Origin of the sequence: Kitasatospora sp. NBC_00039, assembly GCF_045160625.1 — a bacterium.
Classification (GTDB): Bacteria; Actinomycetota; Actinomycetes; order Streptomycetales; family Streptomycetaceae; genus Kitasatospora.
This window is the reverse complement of record NZ_CP108289.1, coordinates 4300894-4322616: the sequence shown is the minus strand read 5'-3', so window position 1 is coordinate 4322616 and position 21723 is coordinate 4300894. Positions and strand designations below refer to the sequence as shown.

Below are 21723 nucleotides of genomic sequence, written 5' to 3'. Positions count from 1 at the left end.
GTGGCCGTCGGGGGCTCGCCCGTCAGCCGCCCCTCGGGTTGCCGTCCCCGTCCGGCCACCGGCGCCGGCCGGCTGCGCCGGCTTCCCGTGCCACTCCCGGTGGCCCTCCGCCTACGCGTCCAGGGCTTCCTGGTCGGGGCCGGGCAGCCAGTCGCGGGCCGGGTCGTACTCCAGCCAGCGGCTGCGCCGCGCCTCCTCGCCGAACGCCCTCAGCAGCGGCTCCAGTCGGGGGTGCTGCTGAGGGCCGCCGGTGCCGTCGCCGTCGCGCCAGACCAGTGACCAGGCGTACAGCGGGGTGGGGCCGACGAGCGGGACGGTCCGCACACCGGGGCGGCCGGGCGCGGAGGGCAGGTCCGGGAGCGGGCAGTCGGCGGGGAGGAGGGAGAAGCAGGTCGGGTCGGTGCGGACCCGCTCCACGAAGTTCTCCAGGCCGAGATTGGTGGAACCGGTCCGCCCGGCTATGCCGAACTGGTCGGCGAACCGGGTCAGGAAGTCCAGCCGGTCCACCGCGGCCGGGTAGCGCAGCACGCTGTCCCGCAGGTCGGCCGGGCACAAAACGTCACGGCCGGCCAGCGGGTGATCGGTGCTCAGCAGCGCGTCCACCGGCTCCAGCCGCACCAGACGGTGCGCCAGCCCCGCGTCCCGGCCGTCCGGCAGCGGGTGCACCCGGCCGAACCCCGCGTCCGACTCGCCCCGCAGCAGGGCCGCCGCCACCGACGGCAGGTCCCGCCCCGGCACCGGCTCCACCTCCAGCCCCGACACCTCCTCGACGGCCTGCGCGACCGTTCGCATCGGCGCGTACAGGTGCCCCCAGACGTCGATGCGCAGCGGGCGCCGCGTGCAGGCCACCGCTGCCACCGCGTGATCCCCGTGGACGAGCAGCCGTTGGGCCGGCTCCAGGAACCGCCGCCCCGCCCCGGTCAGGGCGACACCGCGGGCATCCCGGTCCAGCAGCCGGGCGCCGAGAGCCGCCTCCAGCCGGGCCACCCGCTTCGACAACGCCTGCTGGCTGATCGCCAACCGCGCGGCGGCACGCCCGAAATGCAGCTCCTCGGCCGCCACGGCAAAGGCCCGGACCTGGGCGAGATCGAGATCCATGGCTGCCCAGCGTACGGGGCCGGGTTGCGCGCCCCACCGGCCTCCCCGGCCATTGCGGACTCTGCGGCCCGGCGGCCGAGGCCGCCCGCACGTGCCGGGCCCGGGGCGACAACGGTCGGTTGTCGTCGCACCCCGGCGGTTGTTGGACCGGGTCCGGGCGCCCGCAGTCTGCTGGGGGCACCGCCTCGGCCGGACCGGCCGGCGAGGCGGCCGAGGGAGGGCGGGGCCATGAAGGCGCTGACAGCGACCGGGCGGGCGGATGACGCGGTCGGGTTCGCGGAGGTGGAGCAGCCGCGGCCCGGGCCGGGCGAAGCGCTGGTGAAGGTGGAGGCGTTCTCGGTGAACCGCGGCGAGACCTTCCAGCTGGAGGCACCCCGGCCGGGCTGGCGCCCGGGCAAGGACATCGCCGGCCTGGTCGTGCAGGCCGCCGCCGACGGCTCCGGCCCGGCCGCCTGCCGCCGGGTGGTCGGTCACCCGCCCGCCGGCGGCTGGGCCGAGTACGTCTGCGTGCCCACCGGCTCGCTCGCCGAGCTCCCGGACGCGCTGGACAGCGTCCGCGCGGCCGCCCTCCCGCTGGCCGGGCTGACCGCACTGCGCCTGTTGCGCACCGTCGGCGCGCTGGCCGGCCGCCGGGTGCTGCTGACCGGCGCCTCCGGGGGCGTCGGCCACTACGTCACCGAGCTGGCCACCGCCGCCGGGGCCGAGCTGACCGTGGTCACGGCCTCGCCCGAGCGCGGCCGTCGGCTGGCCGAGCTGGGCGCGGCGGAGGTCGTCCACGAGGTCGGCGCGGCGCGCGGCCCGTACGACGTGGTGCTGGAGTCGACGGGCGGCACGAACCTGCCGCTGGCACTCGCCCGGCTGGCCCGGCGCGGCACGCTGATCTGGTTCGGCCAGGCCTCCCGGACGCCCGCGACGCTCGACTTCTTCGGCTTCTTCGCCGGCCCGGAGTCCGCCACCCTGCGGCACTTCCACTACGCCGACTCCGACGTGCCCGACGGGGACGACCTCGCCACCCTGGTCCGCCTGGTCGGGGAGGGGCGGCTGACCCCGGAGATCGGCCGGGTCGCGCCCTGGACGGAGACCGCAGCCGTCCTGACCGACCTGCGGGAGCGCCGGATCCGCGGCAAGGCCGTCCTCACCCTGTCCTGACCCGCCGGCCGCCGGCCCGCGCTGACCCACCGCCGAAGCGAGTTTCCGCCATGACCGATGCCCCCGACCTTTCCTTCCGCGACCCTTCGGTCCTCGACCCCTCGTCCCCCGACCTTTCCTTCCTCGACCACCCGGACCTGTTGCCCGCGTTCGTCGAGGAGAACCGCCCGCGCGCCACCGGCGCCGGGCTCGACCCGCACGAGTACACCCGCGTCACCTCCGCGCTGCCGTCGCTCCCCGCGTGGCCCGAGGCCTGCCGGGTCGCCGGCCGGCGGCACCTCGACGCCGCTGGCCGCGCCGCCGCGCAGGGCCGCCACCGCACGGCCGGCGAGTCCTACCGGACGGCCGCCCGCTGGTTCCACTTCGCCGGGCTGCTCCCGCACCCCGACCGGGCGGCCGCCGCCCTCGCCGCCACCGAGGCGGACGAGGCGATGCGCCGCGCGCTGGCCCACCTCGACCCGGCGGCCGAACGGATCGAGGGCGCGTCGTTCGCCGGCTGGCTCCGCCGCCCAGCCGGGGGCGGGCGGGCACCGGTCGTGGTCGTCGTGCCGGGGATGGACTCCGCGAAGGAGGAGTTCCACGCCGTCGCCGAGGCGCTGCTCGCCCGGGGCACGGCCGTGTTCGCCATGGACGGCCCGGGGCAGGGCGTCCTCGCCGCGACCAGCTCACCCGATCCGGACTACCACCGCGTGGTCGGCCGGGTGATCGACGCCCTCGCGGCCCGGGGCGGTGTGGATGCCGACCGCGTCGGGGTGATCGGCCTCAGCCTCGGCGGCTACTACGCCGCGACCACCGCCGCCCACGAGCCGCGCGTCCGCGCCACCGCCGTGGTCAGCGGCCCGTACCGGCTGGACTGGGACGCGCTGGTCCCGTTCGTCACCGCGACCCTGACCCAGCGCTGCGGAAGCCCGGAAGCCGCCCGTGCCTTCGCCCGCCGCATCGACCTGACCGGTCAGGCCCCGGCCGTCACCGGCCCCCTCCTGGTCGTCGAAGGCGGCGAGGACGGGATCCCCGGGGTCACCAACGCCGAACCCCTGGCCCACCACGCCCCCCGGGCCGAGCTCCTCCTCGTCCCGCACGGCAACCACCTTCTCGGCAACGCCCTCACCGACTGGCTCCCGCCCACCGCGGACTGGCTCACCACCCACCTCACCGGTGGCCGGTAGGGCAGCACGCACGGCCACGTGCGTGCGCAGGCATGCAGAAGGCCCCGGCGAGCGAACTCTCCGGGGCCTTCCTCGGCCGGGAGCCGAGACTCTGCGCCGACTGCGTGGCGAGTCGGCTGCCGCTTCGTGGGCATCGTGCCTTTTCAGGCGGCTGTGGCCAGGGCCGGGGTCGAACCGGCGACCTTCCGCTCCTCAGGCCAGGCCGGGGCGCCGGGATGCCCCGGCTTGAGCGCTCCTGCCGTCCGGAGAAGGCCGTTGTCGAACGCCGTCGTCCGGGTCGGTTGGCGCCGGCATCGGCGTCGACCGGTGGTGGGAAGAACGTCGGCGCGGGTCAGTACGGCAACAGGTCGCTCGTGACCAGGTCGAAGCCGAACGGCGCGGGGATGTGCAGCGTCTCGCCGAACTCGATGTCCTCGCGGCGGTGGTACTTCGTACCGTCGGGTCGGCTGAACAGGGTGACGGTCTTCTGCCTGGCGTCGACCAACAGGTACAGCGGGATGCCCATCAACGGATAGTCGCGGACCTTCCCCACCCAGTCGTTCTCCGGGTTCGAGGGGGAGACCAGCTCGACGGCGACAGCGGCGAGCTCGGACGGGACCTGGTTGTCCGACGTTTCCAACGCCTCGCTCGGAAGGTATGTCAGGTCCGGGTTGCGGATCTTGCCGACATTGGGCGAGACCAGGTCGGTGTTCTCGCTCGGCAGCAGCTCGACCGGGGCGTGCCTGTCGAACTGGCGGCGGACCAGCAGCAGGTTTCGCTGGTGGATGCCCGAGGGGCTGACCATCATGACGATGGTGTCGCCCGAGATCTCCACCTTGAATCCGTCGGGCAGGCTCCGGCGGGCTTCTTCGAGGAGTGCGAAGTGCTCCGGGTTCATGCGCGGGGTCTCCAGGGGTGTGCCGGGCAACATCCTCAGAGTAGTCCGGCGCCGGAACCGACGGCGCTCGTACGCGGTGCTTGCCGTGAACCCCGTTCTTCGGACCGTGGCAGGGCCTCGCTCGTCCCGGCAACTGACCGTCCGCTGCGCCGCCGGCGTCACGACGCACGCGAATGCCCCCGAAGCGAGCCGCTTCGGGGGCATCGTGCCTTTTCAGGCGCCTGTGGCCAGGGCCGGGGTCGAACCGGCGACCTTCCGCTTTTCAGGCCAACCTGGGGGCGCGATATGCGCCGGTTCGGGTGATTCCGTCGCCCGTGGAAGGCCGCCGTCGGCCCTCGTCGTCCATGCCGGTCGGCGTCAGCGTTGGCGTCAACCGGCACGGACGAGCCGGTTGGGCTCACCAGTCGAGAGCGCGAAGCCGCTGGTTCGTCCGGTGCAGGTCGAAGCGGGTCGGGTCGAAGCCGGCCGCTGTTTCGAGGCCGAGCCAGCGCAGCAGATCCTCATGCTCGGGATGGGAGGGGCCGCTGAGGGCCTGCTTGAGGTCGTCGTATCCGGGCGCGCCGCCGCAGTCCTCGGGCGGGCAGGCTCCTGCCCCGTCGACGCACAGCGGGTAGTGGTGGCCCGCCCCGGCAGCCACTTGGCGCTCGACGAGGATGCGGTGCTCCCACGAGTCACCGAAGTCGTAGGTGTAGTCGAGGAACTCTCCCTCCTTGACCAGGGCGTCCAGGGCGGCGGCGGTCTCGTCGACGAAGTCGAGTTCGGAGGAGAGATGGCCGTAGTCGACGCCCTTCACGTCGAACGCGTGCAAGTGGCAGTTCTGCCAGCCCATGGCGGCCTGGATGACCAGGTGCAGTCGGTCGAGGCGGAATCCGGCGGGGACCTGAACGCGGCGCCAGACGGCGGGCTGTTCCACATCGGCGAGTTCGATGCGGAGCTGGTAGACGGGATCGCCGGGGCGTGCTTCCCCGCGCAGCCGGGCCATGGCTAGACGGCCCCGCGAGGTGAGGGCGAGGGCGTCGCCGACACGCTGGACCGAGCCGAGGCCGAGGAGCGTCGCGAGCACGCGGTCCACGTCGCGGTCGTTGCTCCGGCGCAGCAGCCGGAGGCGGTCCTCGGGAAGATCGTCGAGGACGTAGAGCCCGGAGACCTTGTCCCACACCGCGGCCTGGAGCTCCTGCTCGGGAACCAGGTCGTCGGCGGCATACAGGCTCATCAGCAGCACCCGAAGCCCGGCCGGGTACTCCTCGGCGAAGATCGAGCCGAGCCACCCGGAGGGGAGCACCGCTTCGCTGATGCGCGGCAGGGCCTCGAACAGTGCGTCGAGGATGCGCTCGGGGTCCTCCAGTACGCGCGCGTTCTTCTTGACGGGCACCAGGCGGCCGCCGGCGATCCGAAGCAGCCGGGCCGCCTTGGCCCATTCCACCAGCAGGTTCAGGTGGTACAGCTCCTGGCTGGACTTGGTCTTGAAGATCCTGTCACCGATGGCCGGGTCGATGGTGTCGCCAGTGCGCAGCACCGCGACCAGGGCCCGCGCGTCGGCGAGGGTGACCTTGCCCGTCTGGGTGAGCTTGCGTCCCGCGCCGATCCAGCTGACGAGATCTCGGATCTGCTCGACGGTGCGTGGCTGCTCGGGTTCCATCATCGGTTCCTGTCTGCCTTGGGCTTGACGGACTCCATCATCGAGGACCGGCGGACCCGCTAGGGTCACGGCGATGGGCCAGTACCAGTACTACGAGTTCCTGGCGATCGACCGCCCGCTGACCCGCGAGGAGCAGGAAGAACTGCGATCGCTGTCGACCCGGGCCCGGATCACCGCGACCACCTTCACCAACGAATATCACTGGGGCAACTTCCGTGGTGATCCGAGACGGATGGTCGAGCGGTACTACGACGCTCACCTCTACCTGACCAACTGGGGCACCCACCAGGTGACCCTGCGCGTACCCAAGGGGCAGCTCACGCTTCGGGCGTTGGAGCCGTACTGCGTCGACGAGTACGTCGAGGCATGGACGACCAAGACCCACCTCGTCCTCGACCTGCGCAGCGAGGACGAGGGTGGGGACTGGGAGGAGGGCGCCGAGGACTCACTCGGCGCCATCGCCGGGGTTCGGGCCGAGCTGGCCTCCGGCGATCGCCGCGCCCTGCACCTCGCATGGCTGTCCGGCATCGGCGCCTGGGCGCTCCAGGACGACGACGAGGAGGCTTACCAGGCAACGGTCGAGCCCCCGGTCCCGGCTGGGCTCGACCGGCTCACCGCACCGCAGCGAGCACTCGCGGACTTCCTGCGCGTCGACGCCGACCTGCTGGCGGTCGCCGCCCAGGCCAGCCCGCCCGCCCCCGCCCCTCGGAGGCGGCCCGGGAAGAAGGAGCTGGCCCCGCTGATCGCCGCGCTTCCCGAGACGGAGAAGGACGATCTCCTGCTGCGCCTCGCGCTGGGTGATGAGCCTCAGCTGGGAGCCGAACTCGTGCGCCGGCTGCGCGGCGAGCCGCCCGTCGCGACGGTGCCGGGGCAGCGCTCCGCCGCCGAATTGCTGGACGCCGCGCACGCGCTGGCCACCGAGCGCCGGCGGGGTGCCGAGCGGGTTCGGGCCGAGGCGCGGGCAAAGAAGCTGACCACCCTGGCCGCCGACGAGGAAGCGATCTGGCGTGAGGTCGGGAACCACGTCGCCCGCAAGCAGGCGGCCCGCTACGACACCGCCACAGCCCTCCTGGTCGAGCTCCGTGACGCCTGTGACCACGTCGGGCGCGGCCAAGAGTTCCGGCAGCGGCTGGCCGCGCTCCGCGACCAGCACCGGCACCTGCCCGGCCTGCTGCGCCGGCTCGACGATCGGGCTCTGCGCGGTTGACGCCAGTCACTTCGCGAGGGACCACCGTCCGCTGGGGGCACCTCCCGGCCGAAGGCTGGGGGAGAGTGCGTCTTCGGATGCCCTCGTCCACTTCGGTTTGCGTCGGCGTCAAGCGACGGTGGATGGTCCCTGGTTTTCAAACCTCTGGTCCCGTCCCCGCTGGCGATTCACTACGCTTGGTGCGGTGAAAGCCGCACGAAGCCTCGCGATTTGGCTGGCCGACCGTACTCCTTCGCAGCTGACCGAACTGCTGGAGCAGCGCGAACTTCCCTACGCGGCCAGGGTGGCGAGCCTGACCGACCTGGCCGGCCACCTGCTGACGGACGCCTCCACGGCCCTGGGGCTGAGCGAGATCAGCCTCGGGGACCTTCAACTGCTGGTCGCTGTGGCGACCTTGGCCGAACGGTTGCACGGTCCGCTACCGGCCGTTCCGCCTGCTCATCACCTGTTCATGGGCTACGGCGGCCGTTCACCACGGCTCGACGCGCCTGCGGTCGACCCCGCTGACCGGTCCGTGACCCGGGACCAGCTCTTCCGATTCCTGCAACTCGACGGCGCGGGTAGGTCCGCGGCCGAGGCCGCGCTGTCCCGGCTGACCGAGCGGGCCCTGGTACTGCCCTCGTCCGGAAGCAGGGTCGTCGTTCCGATCCTGGTCCACCGCCAGGCGGGTGAAGGCGGCGGTTACGGTCGGCCCGCCGAACAACTGCTCACCGAGGCCTTCAACGCTCCGGAGATTCACCGCATCGCGCAGGGGCTGGGGCTCGCGAAGGCACGGACTCGAGACGAGGCGCAGCGGCAGATCGTGGACGTGCTCAGGGACGCGAAGCGCGTGCGCGCCATGGCCGCCGAGGCGCCGCCCGCGGCCTTGGACCTGCTGGACAAACTGGTCCCGGGCCCGCCACTGCTGCGCACGCACTGCTTCGTCTCCCGGTACGGCGGTTTCTACCCGGGCTCCGGAGGCAAGTTCACCTTCCGGGAAGGCGGCTCGGGAGATCCCGGCACGGACTGGCTGGCCGCCCGCGGCCTGGTCCTTCCGGTAGATGAGGACCTGGCGGAACTGCCGCGCGAGGTGGCCGACGCGTTGCGCGACCACGACCGCGCGCCGAGCTACCAGTCTGCCCCGCCCCCGGTCGAGGGCACGGTGGAGATCCCAGGTGGTGCAGTCGAGAGCCAGGCGCAGGCGGCGTTGGCCGAGGCGGCCTCCCGGGTCGAGCTGATGCTCCGCCAGGTGGCCGTGCAGCCGCTCGCTGTGCGCAAGGCGGGCGGAATCGCAGTCCGGGACACCCGCCGGCTGGCGAAGGCGGTCGGCATGCCGGAGGAACAAGCCCGGCTGTGGCTCGACCTGGCAAACAACGCGGACCTGATCACCCCTTGCGTCGAGGAAGCGGAGGCCCCGACGAGAGGACGGGGCCGCGCGCGTCGGCCGGAATCCCAGCCACCTGCCCGGATGCTGCCCACCGAGCGGTACGACGAGTGGCTGGCGGCTCCACCCGCTCAGCGGCTGCTGCCGCTCGTCGCCACCTGGGCGGTGGTGCCCGAGGTGTTCAGCCATTGGCCGGACGAGAATGACACCCCGGTCGCGCTGGTCACTCCGGGGGACGGCGAGGCCGTCGATCTGCGCCATGCCGTGCTGGAGGCTCTGGCCACCCTCCCGGCCGGGCACGGAGTCCCCACCGGCAAGTCCGCTCGCGCTCGGGCGACCGCTCTCGCCGGTCTCATCGCCACGGCGGCCTGGTTCCGCCCGGCCGCCCTCGCCCAAGGTTCGTGGGAGGCTGAGCGGGTCGAGGCGACCCTGGCGGAGGCGGAGCTGTTCGGGGTCGTCGCCCACGGAGCGCTGACTCCGCTCGGGCACGCCGTGCTCGGGCTCCTGAGGGCAGGTGCACACCGTCACTTCCCCGCGGTTCCAGGCGCCGGGCCGGCACTGCGCGACCGTCCTGCTCTGGACGACGCGGTTCGGCAGTTGTCCACAGCCCTGGACGCGCTGCTGCCCGCGCCGCAGACCACCGCCCGGTTCCAGGCGGACCTTACGGCCGTGGTCGCCGGAGCTGCCGCATCGGAGCTGACCGACCTGCTGGCCGCCTGCGCGGACCGGGAGTCGGAGGGCCATGCCGTGGTGTGGCGGATCACCCCTGCGGCGGTCCGCCGGGCGTTGGACTCCGGATTGGACGCCGCCGACCTGCTGGCTCGGCTGGCCGACGTCTCCGAGGGCGGGCGGCCGCTTCCGCAGCCCCTGCAGTACCTGATCAAGGACACCGCGCGGACCCACGGCCGGATGCGAGTGGTGCGCTCCGCCTGCTGCATCCGCTCCGACGACGAGGCACTGGTGTCGGAGCTCGCCGCGGCCCGTGCGCTGTCCAGGCTCGGGTTGCGACGGATCGCGCCGACCGTGCTGATCAGCACGGTCGAGCCCGAAGCAACCCTTGCCGCGCTTCGGGCTGCCGGCTACGCCCCCGTGCTGGAGGCGGAGACCGGGACGACGGTCATCGAGAAGGCCCGCCAGGAACGCGGTCCCAAGCGCATGCCGTCACTGTCCGGAGCACGACCGCGCCACGGCAAGGGGCCGAGCACCGCCACTGCGCTGGCGAGCGCGTTGCTGGCCGGCCGGTGACCAGGGGGATCGCCCCAAGCGCTCGGACAGGGCGATGTGCGCCGCGCCGTGGCGGTGAAGTCACCTCGGAGCTCCCGGACTCGGGGTAGGAGCTCAGCACGCTGGGCGCGTTGAATCGGTAGCGAGGGCAGCGTGTCAGTGGCCTTCGGTCCAGAACTGTTGGTACTCGCTGTCGGGCGGAAGGATGGTGACCGTCCGCCGTTCCGTTGGCGTCAAACAGCACGAAAATGCCCCCGAAGCGAGCTGCTTCGAGGGCATCGTTCCTGGTCAGGCTATGTGGCCAGGGCCGGGGTCGAACCGGCGACCTTCCGCTTTTCAGGCCTGGTCATCGGCTCGCGCTACCCAGGTGGGACACCTCTGGCCGATGACACCAGGGCCTGCCAGTCCGCTTGTGTTCCTCAACGTCTGTGGCTGTTGGCGTACGGGGTGGCGTACGCCAACAGCCACAGGAAGTCGCGGGCGCTTCGTCCTAAAGCAACTCGGGCACCTACCCGAGGTAGGGGGAGGAGGGCCGCTGACCTGTAGGAGCAGTTCCCGAGACTCCAGGGTTGTCCGCCGAAGTGCCAGCCCTGCAGCGATCCGGGAGGCGGGCGTTCCTGGACGGAGGCCCGTCATCCCTTCGTCGACGGCCGGGATTCGCCGCACGTACTGGGCCATCTGGCTCAGCAATGCCACGTCGCTGACGATCTGCGACAAATGCGGCAGACCTGCTAGGAGGAGCAGGATCGGCACCTGAATGGCCCTGCTGGAAGGACAGGGTGACGGTTTTCTGTAACGGTGGCTAGGGGCCCGCGAGGAGGCTGGAACATGAGCTTACTAGGCCGCCGAAAAGACGTTTCCCCAGTCGCCGCAAATAATGCGACAGTGCCTTCCGCTAGCGGATTGATCGAGACTGCCTATGAAGCGGCCGAACAGGCATTGAAGATGCAAAGTGAAAGAATGAATGGCATGAGAAACAGAGCCTCTGGGCTGCTGGCGTCTGCTGCCATTGTTGCATCTTTTTCGGCTGGCTTGGGAATTATCAATACAGATCCCAAAAAGGGGCATATTGCACCAATCTGGGAGATTGGCCTACTTCTTGGAATTCTGGCATGCGTGGCCGGATGCATCCTGGCGGTTCTGTGGCCGTCGAGGTTCTACTACGGTCCCAGCGCCCAAGAGATTTTGCGCCTGGAGAAGTTTGACCTTAGCGATGATGACATTCGAACGTACATCACCGAGAAGATGATTTGGGCGCATGGCGAGAACCAGGACTTCATTGGCGTCCGAGCAAACTATTTCAGAATGGCGATTATTCTAACATTTCTCGAAGTTGCAGTGATTGTCATCGCGAGTCTCCCGAGGTAGTAGGAGGGCAGGGCGGCATGGTGATCGATGGACTCCGCGCCTACGGCTATGTCAAGAGCAGGCATAGCGGGCCGCGATTTAAGGGCCGCAAGGGGACTTCGGCGGATCGGGTTGCCAAAGTTCTCGGCACTCACCCCGAGTCGGTCCGCCTGGCGATCGATTCAAAATCTGGGAAAGCCCATGTGGTGGCCGTAATTGGCGACGGGTCAAAGGTTGTGAATCTGCGATCATATAGCTCGCGGAAGGATGCGCGAAAGTATGTCGAAAAGGTGGAGCGAAAGTCAAAGAAGATCACCTAGGTAATTCGGGTGCCTATATATCGCTCGCGACTGTGCGGAGATATCAAGGATGTATGGATCGCGGATGCCCCAGAACTGAGACGCCGGGGCGCCCGAAATGTCAGGTCAGCGCGTCCGCAATGAGCTGCATTGAGTCCACGATCACCACGGCGCCGGCGGCGGCCAGCTTGGCATCCTTGCCGGGCTTGTTGGCGTAGCCGATCGTGGGTACCCCGGCTGCGTCTCCGGCTTCAACGTCCCGGGAAGCGTCACCAATGAAGACACATTCCCCAGGCCTGGCGCCCACAGTTCCTATGGCCTCTAGAAGGAGGCGTGGGTTCGGCTTCATGGACGAGGTGTACGAGACGGACCCGGAGTCGGCGGCGGCGGCCGCCGAGCTGCTGCGGTCCGCGCCGGTGCCGCTGCACCGCCCGCAGGCCGCCCGCCGCAGGCCCTGGCCGGAGCTCGCCGCGTGACCCGGGCCGGGAAGTTCTGGTTGATTGTCGGACTGCTGGCCGTCTCGGCGATGGCGTTCCGGGTGTCCTGGAACGCGCTGCGGGACGTGGCGACCGCGATCGGGGCCGACCCGACCGCCGCGACGGTCTACCCGCTGGTAGTCGACGGACTGATGGCACTGGCGCTGGTCGTCGCGCTGGTGCTGACCGACCGGGACCGCAGGTTCGCGCTGCGGGTCCTGGCCGGCTACACCGCCGCCTCGCTGGTGCTCAACTACGTGCACGGCCTCGTGCCGACTCTGCACACCAGCGGTCGGATGCGGCTGGCCGACTGGGCGCCCGCCCACTGGGCGCTGGTCCTGCTCGCGTCGTCGCTTCCGGTCGGCTCGATCTACTTCGGGTCGGACCTCGTGGCGAAGGTCCTGCACCACAAGCCCAACACCGGCGAAACAGAGCAGAGTGGGGCGAATCGGTCGGGGTCTGACCTGCCCGAACCAGGACCGGCGGAGGTCGACTGGCCGCTGTACGAGTCGGCCGACCCCACACCCGACCCGACCTCGACCACCCCGCCCGCCGAGCCGACCGCAGCGCCCGCCGAAGCTGCGCCGGTCGAGCCGATCCGGAAGCCGACCGCGACGGCATCGGCACGGCCCCGTCGGACGACCGGCACCGTCCCGGCGGCGGCCCGCACGACCCGGCCGAAGCGCACGGCGGACGAGCTGCTCGCCGAGGCGCGGTCGGTCACGGCCGACTGGCCGGACGCCGACCTGACCGCCGACCGCATCCGTGCCGCAGTGCACACGTCGGCCGACCGGGCCCGGGCCCTGCGCCACCTGCTCAAGGCCGAACGCAACACCCCGACCGAGCCGGCCGCGACCGAGGTGGAGCGGCCCGCACTGCACGCCGTCCCCGGCCCCGCCCCGGCCGCCGGCGACCAGCCCGAGGCCGAGGGCGAGACGACCGTCGACACCGTCAACTCCAGCGAGGAGAAGGCATCATGACCACCCTCACCACGGTCGGTACCGGCCAGATCGACGCGGCCGGCGCCCTGCTGGCCATCCTCAGCGCCAACAGCACCCTGCCCGCCCCCACGGCGGAACTGCGGGAGCTGCCCGCGCACGGCCGCCCCTGGACGTGGGGCGTGCGGCTCGCGCTGCACGACGGCCTCGACCAGTTCGAGCAGTGGCGGGCCGCCCTGGGCCTGGACCCGGCCGCCGTCGACCACAAGAAGAGCTACGGCGGCACCCTGGCCTGGCTCATCGTCACCGGGGAGCGGTACGGCGTCCCGGTCGAGCTGGTCAGCTTCTACGACCTGCCCGACACCGACCAGGAGGAGCTGTCGTGACCACCCAGCTCACCACCCGGGACGACGCCGCGTACGTGCTGCTGATGCTGCTCGCCGAGCACGGGGACATGCCGCAGCCCGACGAGTTCGAGGTGTGCGAGTACGAGACCGACACCGGGCCCCCGGACTGGGGCGTGTGCCTGGTCGTCCGTGACTCGCTCGCCCGGTTCGAGCACTGGCGCACCACGCCCTCGACCTCGACCCGTCCTGGATCGACTACAACGCCTGCCGCCACGGCGCGTGCTTGCGCGCCGGCGGCGAGTACAACGGCGTGCCGGTGGAACTGCTCGCCGTCGCCGACATCCCCGGGGAACAGCCGTGAGTCGCCCGCGATTCTGGGACCTGACCGGCGACCGGCACGGCGGCACCCCGACCTACCCGTGGCGGATGGCCCCGGCCGGCCTGCTCACCCGCCGCCAGCTCCGCGCCCGCGGCCTGCGTCCCGGCGGACAGCCCGTCGCCGGACAGATCCTCTGGCGCTCCCGCCGCACCAAGTCCGGTGTGCGGGCCGCCTACCTCTACCAGCTCACCCTGGCCAAACCCGTCCGCCCCATGACGGAGGCCAGGGCCGCCGCCCTCGCTAAGGCCAACGCCGCCCGCCGCACCTGCCCCACCTGCGGCACGGATGCCGGCTACGTCCTGCCCGCGCACCTGGGCGTCTGCCTGCCGTGCGCCGACAGTGCGCGCCTCGCCGCCTGAGCTTCCACAACTTCCGCTCACCACAAGATCTTTGGAGTCTTCGTGAACAGCGTCCGCGCTGCCCGGTTCGCCGCCGTCTACGCCCTGCTGCGGGCGTCGGCGGACGTGGCGGACCACTGGGTTAACGCGGCAAGGACCGTGTCCACTATGTCAAGTGTCTCGGTCCCGAGGCTCTCGACCGAGGGCAGCAGCATCCCGTTGCAGGCCACGGTGTCGCGGTCGTGCGGCGTCACGCTCTCGCTTCGCGATTCGCTCTTGTGGGCGGTCGCTGATGGCCTCCGTCGATGAGTCGCCACCTTGGCGACGTTCGGCTCGGTGTGGGCCGTGGTCGCTGTTGCTCACAACCTCGCGGACCACGATATTGGGCAGACCGACCATCCGGCCGCGGGGAAGGCGGCGCCGACGGAGGCAGAGATCGCCGAGTGTGTCAGCCCTCGGCGGGGCTGGGGTTCGTGCCTGCGCCATGTTGCCCAGTACCACCTGGTGATGGGCGTGACGCTGACGTTGGTCTGGGTCGTTCTGTCGCTGCGGATGTCCTTGCCTGGTCTGGCGGTGGGCATAGCCGTGTTGGCTGTGACCCGCGCCTTCTTCGCCGTGGCTGCGAGGCTGGATGACTGCCTGCGGTTGGTTTGTTGGTGCTTCTCGTTCGCTGCGCCGGTCTCGATCCTAAGATCATCCGGGGTCCGGGACAGCAAGCTGTCCAACGAAGTGGCACAACTACTGCGGAGGTTGCAATGGCGCTCGAAACTGCATTCTATATCTGCCCCTACTGCGAGGAAGTGATCGAGATAACGGTCGACCTGTCGGTGGGCGATCAGGAATACATGGAGGACTGCCAGGTCTGCGCGAAGCTCACTCGATTCGGGGTCCAGGTCCACGGCGACGAGTTCATGCTCGACGTGCATGGCTATAACGACTGAGCTCAGCTCTGCTGATCACGCCGGTGTGACATCAGCGGCGGGGCAGGGGGACGACGCCTGTGGCGCCGTCCCCCTGCCTTTGATCGGGGACCGCGACGGGTGTACCGAGCTGGCGGCGAAGCCTCTGGACTTCGTCGTCCTTGGCGGCCAAAACCGACAGGAGGAGCTGGTGGCGCTCCTTGAGCTGCGTGAGTTCGGTGTGGGTGCGGGCAAGTTTGCCGGTGATCCGCTGGTTGAGGTCCCGCAGCCGTGCGATGCGGGCCTCGCGTGGGTCGGGCTGCTGGCCTGCCGCCGAGGCGGCTGCCCTTCGCTTCTCGAACTCGTCCTTGAGGTGGCCCCAGGTCCGGTAGAGGGACGCGCGGGAGATGCCCGCCTCACGGGCGAGCGTCTTGACGTCGCAGGCGCCGCCGGGCGGGAGCTGCCCGGCCAGCAGCCGGTCGATGGCCGCACGGACGCGCCGTTCGACCTGGTCGCGCTGTTGCGGGCTTAATGCCATGTCATCCAGCCTCTCCGGCTGCTGCCGTGTCGATCTCTTCGAGAACCCGCATCGACCGCTCGTGTTCGGCTCGCAGCCGGTCCTTCTCCTGGGCCGGGATCCGGGGACTGGCCAGCAGGACGGCGCGTGTCTGCCGAGGTCTGCCAGATGGAGCGGTGAGAGAGATGGTGGGTGGCCTGCGGGCAGCGGGAGCTGTCACACAGGCCGGTCAGCGGAGCCGCCGCGGAGCGGGTGCCGGCGAGCTTGAGACACAGGGCCTTCGCCGGGTCCTCGAACCAGCAGTAGTTCGCCGCGGACAGGTGCAACACCGACGCCTTCTTCTTCAGCAGCAGTTCGATCTGCCGATCGGTGACGACCTTCGCCAGACCCGGCTCGTGGTCGGCGAGCTCGCCTTCGACGGCGCGGAATGCGGCCATGAGGGAGTCGGCTCCCGGCCCTGCGGGCAGCTGCCCCTGTTCAAACTGCCGGTATGCCTCGACGGTCCGCTTCACCTTCTCTTTCTCCTCTTCCTTCTTCCACTCGTGGTGGAAGACGGCCTGAGCGCCACCCGGCCGGCCCGCGTATCCCTCGCTGGTCGCCACCTTCAGATGCTTGAAGTGGACCTTGGTGGCCAGCAGGCCACCGGGACGGGCGGCCATCTCCACCGAGAGTGTGCGCCGCAGACGGCGAGGGTTCACGGGATCGTCGGGGATCGTCTCCAGGCCCATGCGGGAGCCGGCGGGCGAGGCGACCCACTTCCGCAACCAGGTCATGGCCCCTTTGGACTCGAAACCGTGGAACGGCCCGAACAGCGACTGTCCAGGCCGGGCGTCGGTGAGCTGCTCGGCCAGGGGGATGACGCGTACGACTTCGTCGATGACGACCCACTCGTCCACCTCGCCGCCCCAGAGGCGCCCTTTGACGACCTTGCTGACCAGGTGGTGCCGGACCAGGCCGGTGCCGTCGGCCTCCTCGGTGCGGCGGCAGCCGACCGTCAGCTCCATCAGTTCGCTGGACCGCATCCCGGTCAGCGCGGACGTGGCAACCGTGCAGGCGTGGCTGGCGATGCGGATCAGTGCAATGGCGCTGAGTGTCGGCAAGGGCAACGACCACGGGACCTGCTCGCCGGTGTCCGCGCGTGGGACACCGAGTGCGTCACGGCACCATGCGTACTCGGTGCCCACCTCGGCGACCGCCCCTTCCAGCAGCGGGCGGGCCTGGACCAGGAGTGCCCCGCCGATATCGCGGTGCCCACTGGGCCGCAGCAGACCCTGAAAGTTGACGGGCAGCAGAGGATCGGCTGGATCCCACCCGGACCGGAGCCGCTTGGTCACCTGTCCGTCCCCGAGCCGCGGCAGCGCCTGGCCTGTTCGTAGATGAGCATCGACGAGCGAGGCGAGCAGGCCGGCATCCCGCAGAGTCCTCGACGACTCGACGCTGCCCCGGGCCTCGCGCTCGGCCTGCAACTCCGCGCGCAGACTCACGATGTGCGGTCCGAGCACATCGACCAGGTGCAGGCACGCGGTCAGCAACGGCCGCAGGACATCGTCGTCCAGCGGCTCGGTCTTGATCACCACCTGGGGCCGGGCCGGCGCTCCGGTGACGAGCCGGGGCGATCGTCTGCCCCAGGGCCGAAAGCCCGGCCGGTGCCGGTCGGCGGACAACACCTCGCTGTAGTCGGTGATGTCCTGCATCGCGGAGACCACCGTCCGCAGCGAACCGCCCGCCTTGCTCCGCAAGACAGCACCGGTCGTCTTGTCCCGAACTACGCCGTACTCGCGCAGGAAGGCATCGCAGTGGTCCTGGGTGACCGCGGCGAGCGTGGTGATTTGGTGCTCGGTCAGCCAGTTCAGCCAGAACGTCAGGTGATAGAGGCGGGCATGGAGGGTGCGGGGGTGCCGTGCGATCCGGCGGGCCCTCGGCAGGGCAAGGACACGCTCGTCCCGCGTCGCGATCCAGGCCAGGGTGAGTTCCTTGACGATCACGCGCCATGGCGGGTGGACGATCCGGTTGAACAGCAGGTTCTTCTCCGTCACCTTCATCTGCACTGGTGCATCGGCCCAGCCGACGAACGACCACACATCATCCTCGAAGCGCGGTCGCGGGCAGCCGTCCAGCCAGGTCAGGCGGGCGGTGGCGGCGACATCCGCGCCAGCGAACACCGACCGGGCCGCGGCCCCCGCCGGATCAGGAACAGGAAGCAGGCTCACGACGTGCTCTCCTCGGCCCGCAGCGGCAGCTCGGCGTCTTCATCTCCGACGTCCCCCTGTGCCGCGGCGATGGCGGCCTTCTCGAACCGAGGCAGGATGTCCGCTGACAAAGGGCGGGCGTAGGGGGCGAACACCGCAGCGAACTGCTCGCGCGGCATCTGCCGGAACTGCCGGGCGAAGAAGGCCTTCAGCCGCAGCAGATTCGGCAGGTGGCGCGGGGCGAACAGCGCGAGCGGGCAGAGAAGGCAGACCCAGGGCCGGGCCGGACACGGGGCCCCCAAAGCACCGCCCGTCGCCCGGCTCGACACCGCCGCCGTGCGAGCCCGTATCGGCCGCCTGGAGGCCTACACGCAGGCCGCCGTACGCGGGGAGACGGCGAAGGTCGAGAGCGCCGGAGAGGGCGTCAGGAACCACACGCTGTTCGCGTCCGCCGCCGCGCTCGGCCGCCTGGTGGCCGCCGGCACACTCCCCGAGGCGGACGCCACCGACGCTCTGCTGGGCGCCGGGCAGAGGGCCGGACTGGGCGAGGCGGAGTGCCGCCGCACCATCGCCAAGGGCCTGGCCCGGGGCGGCACGGGCATCGGGCGGGCCGCATGAGCAACCGTCACCCGTCGTCCGCCAAGGAAAAGCGCTTCTCCGGTGGGGATCGGCACCGGCAGGCGGCCGAGTGAACGCCCCCGACCTCCTGACCGCCGAGCCCCGCACCGCCCCGTCCGCCCGCCGCCCGGGGCCCCCGAACCCGTTCTACGACGACCTGCCCGGGGTGGAACGGCCGACCCGCCCCGGCCCCGTCCCGGACTTGTCCGTCTTTCAGGGGCAGGTGGGGCGGACCGTTCGGGAACTGGACCCGACCACGGAAGCCGACCCGGTGGGGGGCTGGTCAACCTGCTCTCCGCTGCCGGGGCGATGCTCGGCGCGGACCCGCACCTGAGGATCGGCAACGACCGCCACCCCGCCCTGATCTGGGCGCTGACGATCGGTGCCACCGCCGCCGGCCGCAAGGGCGCCGGCACCAACACCGCCCGCCTGCCCCTCGCGGCGGCCGAACCCGCGTTCTTCAAGGACAACGTCCTGTCGGGCCTGTCCTCCGGTGAGGGCCTGATCGAGGCCGTCCGTGACGGCGACCCGACCAAGAAGGACGACCCCGGTCACGTCGACAAGCGCCGGTGGATCGTGGAGTCCGAGTACGGCATCACCATGGCCCGCGCCCGCCGGGAGGGGTCCTCGCTCGGCGGGGTCCTGCGGCAGGCGTGGAACGGCGAGGACCTGGGCGTGATGAACCGCGAAGCGCTCAAGGTCACCGCCCCGCACATCGCGATCATCGGGCACATCAGCCCCCGTGAGCTGCGGGCGAAGATGCAGGACTCGGAGATGGCCGGCGGCACCTACAACCGGTATCTGCCGGTCTTCGTCCACCGGAACCTGATCCTCGCCGAATCGCGCGGTGCCGACCCACAGCTTGTGGACAGCCTCGCCGCCACCTGGCGGGCTGTCCTGGCCGATGCCCGGCAGGCCGGAGAGGTCACCCTCGCCGAACCCGCCCGCACCGCGTGGCGCGAGGACATCTACCCGGCCCTGTGCGGCGACGAGGACGGAGACGGCCCCCTCGCCGAGTTCACCGCCCGCGCCGCCCCCTACACGCTCCGCCTCGCCATGGTCTACGCCCTGCTCGACCACCACCGCCAGATCCAGGAGGACCACCTGAGGGCCGCTCACGCCCTCGTGAACTACTCCCGGGCCTCCGCCGCCCACGTGCTCGGCATGACCACCGACACCACCGGCGACCCCAAGCTCGACAAACTCGCCGCCGCCGTCCGCGCCGCCGGCGCCCGGGGGCTGACCGGCGAAGAGGTCTACAAGCTCTTCAAGCGCGACTCCAAGGACGAACGCTCCCGCTTGGTGGCCGCCCTGCTCCAGCTCGACGGCTACGGCAGCCCAGGTACCCGGCACCGGCCGGCACGCCACCGTGCTGCTCTACGCCCCGCCCACCGACTGACCCGGTGGGTGGAAAGGGTGGAAAGGGTGGAAAGCCCTCTCACCTGCGGAAACACCCGGTGCTAAGGGGGTTGGAAAGGGGGTGGAAAGCCCCCTGCCCCAACGGACCGCCCGCAGCCCGGACCCTTTCCACCCCTTTCCACCCACCTTTCCACCAGGCAAAAGCCCAGCTCAGTGGGCTTTCCACCCTTTCCACCCTTTCCACCACGCTCCTCGGGCTGAAGACACCCGCCCGTATCCCGGATCGCCACGTGCCACCACCCCCGCCCCGCCGCCAAGGAGTAGCCGCAGTGACCACGATCCCGCCCGTCGCCCTGGAAGTCCCGGAGGTCATGGAGGCCCTTCGCATGAGCCGCAGCAAGGTCTACGACCTGATCCGCACGAAGAAGCTCGGCAGCTTCAAGGAAGGCGGCTCCCGCCGCATCCCCGTCACCGCCCTGCACGACTACGTCCGAATCAAGATGGAGGAGGCGGCCTGATGGCCAAGCGAGCCAACGGCGAAGGAAGCATCACCCGCCGCAAGGACGGGCTGTACCACGGTCGCGTCTACGTGACGACGACATCCGGCGTCCCCAAGCGGGTCTCGGTCTATGGCAAGACCCGGGAGGAGGTGCACGAGAAGATCACCGCGCTGAAGGCGCAGGACAACCAGGGCATCCCGACCCCCGACACCAACGTGAAGATGGCTGAGTACCTGACGTACTGGCTCGCCACGGTGGTCAAGGTGAACCGGCGCCCGAAGACCTACCAGGGTTACGAGAGCGTCGTCCGCGTGCACCTGGTCCCCGGGCTCGGCACCAAGAAGCTGCGGACGCTTCGAGCCGCCGACGTCCGGACGTGGCTCGCCCGGGTGGCCGGCGCCTGCCAGTGCTGCAAGAACGGCTTGGACGCGGCCCGTCGGGAGCCGGAGTGCTGCGCGGCGGGGGAGTGCTGCGAGATGCGGCTCTCCCGCCGAATGGTGCAGTCGATCCACGCTGTCCTGCGGAATGCCCTGGAGAGCGCCGTCCGAGAGGAGCTGATCTTGCGGAACGTGGCCAAGCTGGTGCAGGTGCCCACACCTGACTACGGCACTGGGAAGGGGCTCACGGTCCCGCAGGCCAGGCTTGCTCCTGAAGTCGGCCGGCGCTGACCGCCTGCACGCCCTCTACGTGCTGGCCCTCGCCATGGGGCTCCGGCGCGGGGAGCTGCTGGGACTGCACTGGGCGGCGGTCGACCTGGAGCGCGGGACGCTGATTGTGTCCAGCAACCTTCAGCGGGTCGACGGGGCTCTCCAGCTCGGCCCGACCAAGACGGCGTCCTCACTCCGGACCCTGCCGCTCCCGCCGCTTGTCCTGGAGGCACTGCGGGCCCACCGGGAGCGCAGGCTCAGGAGCGGGTGGCGGCCGGTGAGCGGTGGACGGAGACGGGGCTGGTGTTCACCAGTCGGGTCGGGACGCCGATTGAGCCGGACAACCTCCGGCGGAGCTGGTACCCGCTCCGGGATCGGCTGGGGCTCACGCTCCGCTTCCATGACCTGCGTCACACCTGCGTGACCCTGCTGCTCGATCTCGGGGTCCCGCCGCACATCGTCCGGCAGATCGCCGGGCACAGCGACATCGGGGTGACCATGAAGGTCTACGCCCACGCGTCGCTGGACGAGCAGCGGAAGGCCCTCGGGTCACTCAGCGACCGCCTGGCCTGAGCCGTTGGCGTACCGGCTGGCGTACGAGACATGAAAACGGCCCCGGAGAGTGATCTCTCCGGGGCCGTTTTGCCTTTTCAGGCGCCTGTGGCCAGGGCCGGGGTCGAACCGGCGGCCTTCCGCTTTTCAGGCCGAGCCGGGGCGCAGGAATGCCCTCTTTTGAGCGGTTCTGTCGTCCGTGGAAGTGCGGCTGTGGACGTCGTTGTGTACGGCGGTTGGCGTCAGTGTTGGCGTCAACCGGAGTCTCGGACCGGACTGTGCTGGTCAGTCGAGGGTGTGCAGTTGCTGGTTGATCGCGCAGGTCGAAGCGGGCCGGGTCGAAGTCGGCTGCTGTCTTGAGACCGAGCCGGCGAAGCAGGTCCTCGTGCTCCGGGTTGGCGGAATCATGGAGGGTCTGCTTGAGGCCCTCGTACCCGCCTGGGCCGCCGCAGTCCTCAGACGGGCAGGCTCCCGCGCCGTCCACGCAGACGGGGTAGTGGTGGCCCGCGTCGGCCGTCATCCGGCGCTCGACGGTGATGCGGATGACCTGGTGCAGCCTGTCGAGGCGGATGCCTGCCGGTACCCGGACGAGACG

The 21723-nt window shown here is 70.7% G+C and carries 23 protein-coding genes; 15 read left to right on the top strand and 8 right to left on the bottom strand.

Annotation, left to right across the window (positions count from 1 at the left end):
- Window positions 1–111: 111 nt before the first annotated feature.
- A complete protein-coding gene (locus OG286_RS18980) occupies window positions 112–1098 on the bottom strand; it encodes a LysR family transcriptional regulator (RefSeq protein ID WP_396324673.1) in 987 nt (328 codons plus the stop codon).
- 228 nt (window positions 1099–1326) lie between these two features.
- Between OG286_RS18980 and OG286_RS18975 the strand changes: the two genes are divergently transcribed.
- Window positions 1327–2247, top strand: coding sequence for a zinc-binding dehydrogenase (locus OG286_RS18975; protein WP_396324671.1), 921 nt, complete (start codon window positions 1327–1329; stop codon window positions 2245–2247).
- A gap of 50 nt (window positions 2248–2297) precedes the next feature.
- Entirely contained in the window at window positions 2298–3413 is a 1116-nt protein-coding gene (locus tag OG286_RS18970) for an alpha/beta hydrolase family protein (RefSeq protein ID WP_405360859.1), read from the top strand.
- Window positions 3414–3744: 331 nt separating this feature from the next.
- Here the strand turns inward: OG286_RS18970 and OG286_RS18965 are convergent, their stop codons facing one another.
- Entirely contained in the window at window positions 3745–4290 is a 546-nt protein-coding gene (locus tag OG286_RS18965) for a Uma2 family endonuclease (protein WP_396324668.1), read from the bottom strand.
- A 397-nt stretch (window positions 4291–4687) separates the two neighbouring features.
- On the bottom strand, window positions 4688–5932 hold the full coding sequence (locus tag OG286_RS18960; protein WP_405365591.1) for a plasmid pRiA4b ORF-3 family protein: 1245 nt from the start codon (window positions 5930–5932) through the stop codon (window positions 4688–4690).
- A 70-nt stretch (window positions 5933–6002) separates the two neighbouring features.
- Here OG286_RS18960 and OG286_RS18955 point away from each other — a divergent pair, with 70 nt between their 5' ends.
- The 3 genes from OG286_RS18955 (at window position 6003) to OG286_RS18945 (ending at window position 11091) form a co-directional block, all read left to right on the top strand.
- Window positions 6003–7136, top strand: coding sequence for a hypothetical protein (locus tag OG286_RS18955; RefSeq protein ID WP_405365590.1), 1134 nt, complete (start codon window positions 6003–6005; stop codon window positions 7134–7136).
- A 184-nt stretch (window positions 7137–7320) separates the two neighbouring features.
- Window positions 7321–9744 (top strand): helicase-associated domain-containing protein, encoded by a 2424-nt coding sequence (locus OG286_RS18950; protein ID WP_405365589.1) that lies wholly within the window; start codon window positions 7321–7323, stop codon window positions 9742–9744.
- An 882-nt stretch (window positions 9745–10626) separates the two neighbouring features.
- The gene (locus OG286_RS18945) at window positions 10627–11091 is read left to right on the top strand and encodes a hypothetical protein (RefSeq protein ID WP_405365588.1); all 465 of its coding nucleotides are present in this window, start codon (window positions 10627–10629) and stop codon (window positions 11089–11091) included.
- 399 nt (window positions 11092–11490) lie between these two features.
- Here OG286_RS18945 and OG286_RS18940 read toward each other — a convergent pair whose 3' ends face one another.
- Window positions 11491–11820, bottom strand: coding sequence for an HAD family hydrolase (locus tag OG286_RS18940; RefSeq protein ID WP_396324760.1), 330 nt, complete (start codon window positions 11818–11820; stop codon window positions 11491–11493).
- A gap of 21 nt (window positions 11821–11841) precedes the next feature.
- On the opposite strand from OG286_RS18940, the gene OG286_RS18935 reads away from it, so the two are divergent.
- From OG286_RS18935 to OG286_RS18915, 5 genes are all read left to right on the top strand, one after another.
- The gene (locus OG286_RS18935; RefSeq protein ID WP_396324659.1) at window positions 11842–12825 is read left to right on the top strand and encodes a DUF2637 domain-containing protein; all 984 of its coding nucleotides are present in this window, start codon (window positions 11842–11844) and stop codon (window positions 12823–12825) included.
- Window positions 12822–13169, top strand: coding sequence for a hypothetical protein (locus OG286_RS18930; protein WP_396324658.1), 348 nt, complete (start codon window positions 12822–12824; stop codon window positions 13167–13169). The genes OG286_RS18935 and OG286_RS18930 overlap by 4 nt, the downstream gene beginning before the upstream one ends.
- 318 nt (window positions 13170–13487) lie before the next feature.
- On the top strand, window positions 13488–13868 hold the full coding sequence (locus OG286_RS18925; protein ID WP_405365587.1) for an RRQRL motif-containing zinc-binding protein: 381 nt from the start codon (window positions 13488–13490) through the stop codon (window positions 13866–13868).
- Between the two features lie 297 nt (window positions 13869–14165).
- The gene (locus OG286_RS18920) at window positions 14166–14651 is read left to right on the top strand and encodes a hypothetical protein (protein WP_405365586.1); all 486 of its coding nucleotides are present in this window, start codon (window positions 14166–14168) and stop codon (window positions 14649–14651) included.
- Window positions 14648–14788 (top strand): CPXCG motif-containing cysteine-rich protein, encoded by a 141-nt coding sequence (locus OG286_RS18915; RefSeq protein ID WP_405365585.1) that lies wholly within the window; start codon window positions 14648–14650, stop codon window positions 14786–14788. The genes OG286_RS18920 and OG286_RS18915 overlap by 4 nt, the downstream gene beginning before the upstream one ends.
- Before the next feature lie 31 nt (window positions 14789–14819).
- On the opposite strand, the gene OG286_RS18910 is transcribed toward OG286_RS18915, so the two are convergent.
- The 3 genes from OG286_RS18910 to OG286_RS18900 are packed head-to-tail and all read right to left on the bottom strand — an operon-like array spanning window position 14820 to window position 17754.
- A complete protein-coding gene (locus tag OG286_RS18910) occupies window positions 14820–15284 on the bottom strand; it encodes a hypothetical protein (RefSeq protein ID WP_405365584.1) in 465 nt (154 codons plus the stop codon).
- On the bottom strand, window positions 15275–17473 hold the full coding sequence (locus tag OG286_RS18905) for a hypothetical protein (RefSeq protein ID WP_405365583.1): 2199 nt from the start codon (window positions 17471–17473) through the stop codon (window positions 15275–15277). Before OG286_RS18905 ends, OG286_RS18910 begins: the two co-directional genes overlap by 10 nt.
- A complete protein-coding gene (locus OG286_RS18900) occupies window positions 17470–17754 on the bottom strand; it encodes a hypothetical protein (RefSeq protein WP_405365582.1) in 285 nt (94 codons plus the stop codon). Before OG286_RS18900 ends, OG286_RS18905 begins: the two co-directional genes overlap by 4 nt.
- Window positions 17755–17788: 34 nt before the next feature.
- On the opposite strand from OG286_RS18900, the gene OG286_RS18895 reads away from it, so the two are divergent.
- From OG286_RS18895 to OG286_RS18875, 5 genes are all read left to right on the top strand, one after another.
- A complete protein-coding gene (locus OG286_RS18895; RefSeq protein WP_396324651.1) occupies window positions 17789–18070 on the top strand; it encodes a hypothetical protein in 282 nt (93 codons plus the stop codon).
- A gap of 309 nt (window positions 18071–18379) precedes the next feature.
- Complete coding sequence (locus OG286_RS18890) at window positions 18380–19534, top strand: DUF3987 domain-containing protein (RefSeq protein WP_405365581.1); 1155 nt, start codon at window positions 18380–18382, stop codon at window positions 19532–19534.
- A 224-nt stretch (window positions 19535–19758) separates the two neighbouring features.
- On the top strand, window positions 19759–19947 hold the full coding sequence (locus tag OG286_RS18885) for a helix-turn-helix domain-containing protein (RefSeq protein ID WP_405365580.1): 189 nt from the start codon (window positions 19759–19761) through the stop codon (window positions 19945–19947).
- Window positions 19947–20597 (top strand): hypothetical protein, encoded by a 651-nt coding sequence (locus OG286_RS18880; protein WP_396324757.1) that lies wholly within the window; start codon window positions 19947–19949, stop codon window positions 20595–20597. Before OG286_RS18885 ends, OG286_RS18880 begins: the two co-directional genes overlap by 1 nt.
- 246 nt (window positions 20598–20843) lie before the next feature.
- Window positions 20844–21149, top strand: coding sequence for a tyrosine-type recombinase/integrase (locus OG286_RS18875; RefSeq protein ID WP_405365579.1), 306 nt, complete (start codon window positions 20844–20846; stop codon window positions 21147–21149).
- On the opposite strand, the gene OG286_RS18870 is transcribed toward OG286_RS18875, so the two are convergent.
- Complete coding sequence (locus OG286_RS18870; RefSeq protein WP_405366067.1) at window positions 21130–21666, bottom strand: IS1096 element passenger TnpR family protein; 537 nt, start codon at window positions 21664–21666, stop codon at window positions 21130–21132. The two genes, OG286_RS18875 and OG286_RS18870, sit on opposite strands and share 20 nt — an antisense overlap.
- Between the last annotated feature and the right edge of the window lie 57 nt (window positions 21667–21723).

Bases quoted from the DNA above. Each gene is read 5' to 3' on its own strand.
- OG286_RS18880 (WP_396324757.1), top strand. From the start codon at position 19,947: ATGGCCAAGCGAGCCAACGGCGAAGGAAGCATCACCCGCCGCAAGGAC.
- OG286_RS18890 (WP_405365581.1), top strand. From the start codon at position 18,380: ATGCTCGGCGCGGACCCGCACCTGAGGATCGGCAACGACCGCCACCCC.
- OG286_RS18975 (WP_396324671.1), top strand. From the start codon at position 1,327: ATGAAGGCGCTGACAGCGACCGGGCGGGCGGATGACGCGGTCGGGTTC.
- OG286_RS18970 (WP_405360859.1), top strand. From the start codon at position 2,298: ATGACCGATGCCCCCGACCTTTCCTTCCGCGACCCTTCGGTCCTCGAC.
- OG286_RS18910 (WP_405365584.1), bottom strand. From the start codon at position 15,284: ATGGCATTAAGCCCGCAACAGCGCGACCAGGTCGAACGGCGCGTCCGT.
- OG286_RS18960 (WP_405365591.1), bottom strand. From the start codon at position 5,932: ATGATGGAACCCGAGCAGCCACGCACCGTCGAGCAGATCCGAGATCTC.
- OG286_RS18930 (WP_396324658.1), top strand. From the start codon at position 12,822: ATGACCACCCTCACCACGGTCGGTACCGGCCAGATCGACGCGGCCGGC.
- OG286_RS18965 (WP_396324668.1), bottom strand. From the start codon at position 4,290: ATGAACCCGGAGCACTTCGCACTCCTCGAAGAAGCCCGCCGGAGCCTG.
- OG286_RS18980 (WP_396324673.1), bottom strand. From the start codon at position 1,098: ATGGATCTCGATCTCGCCCAGGTCCGGGCCTTTGCCGTGGCGGCCGAG.
- OG286_RS18955 (WP_405365590.1), top strand. From the start codon at position 6,003: ATGGGCCAGTACCAGTACTACGAGTTCCTGGCGATCGACCGCCCGCTG.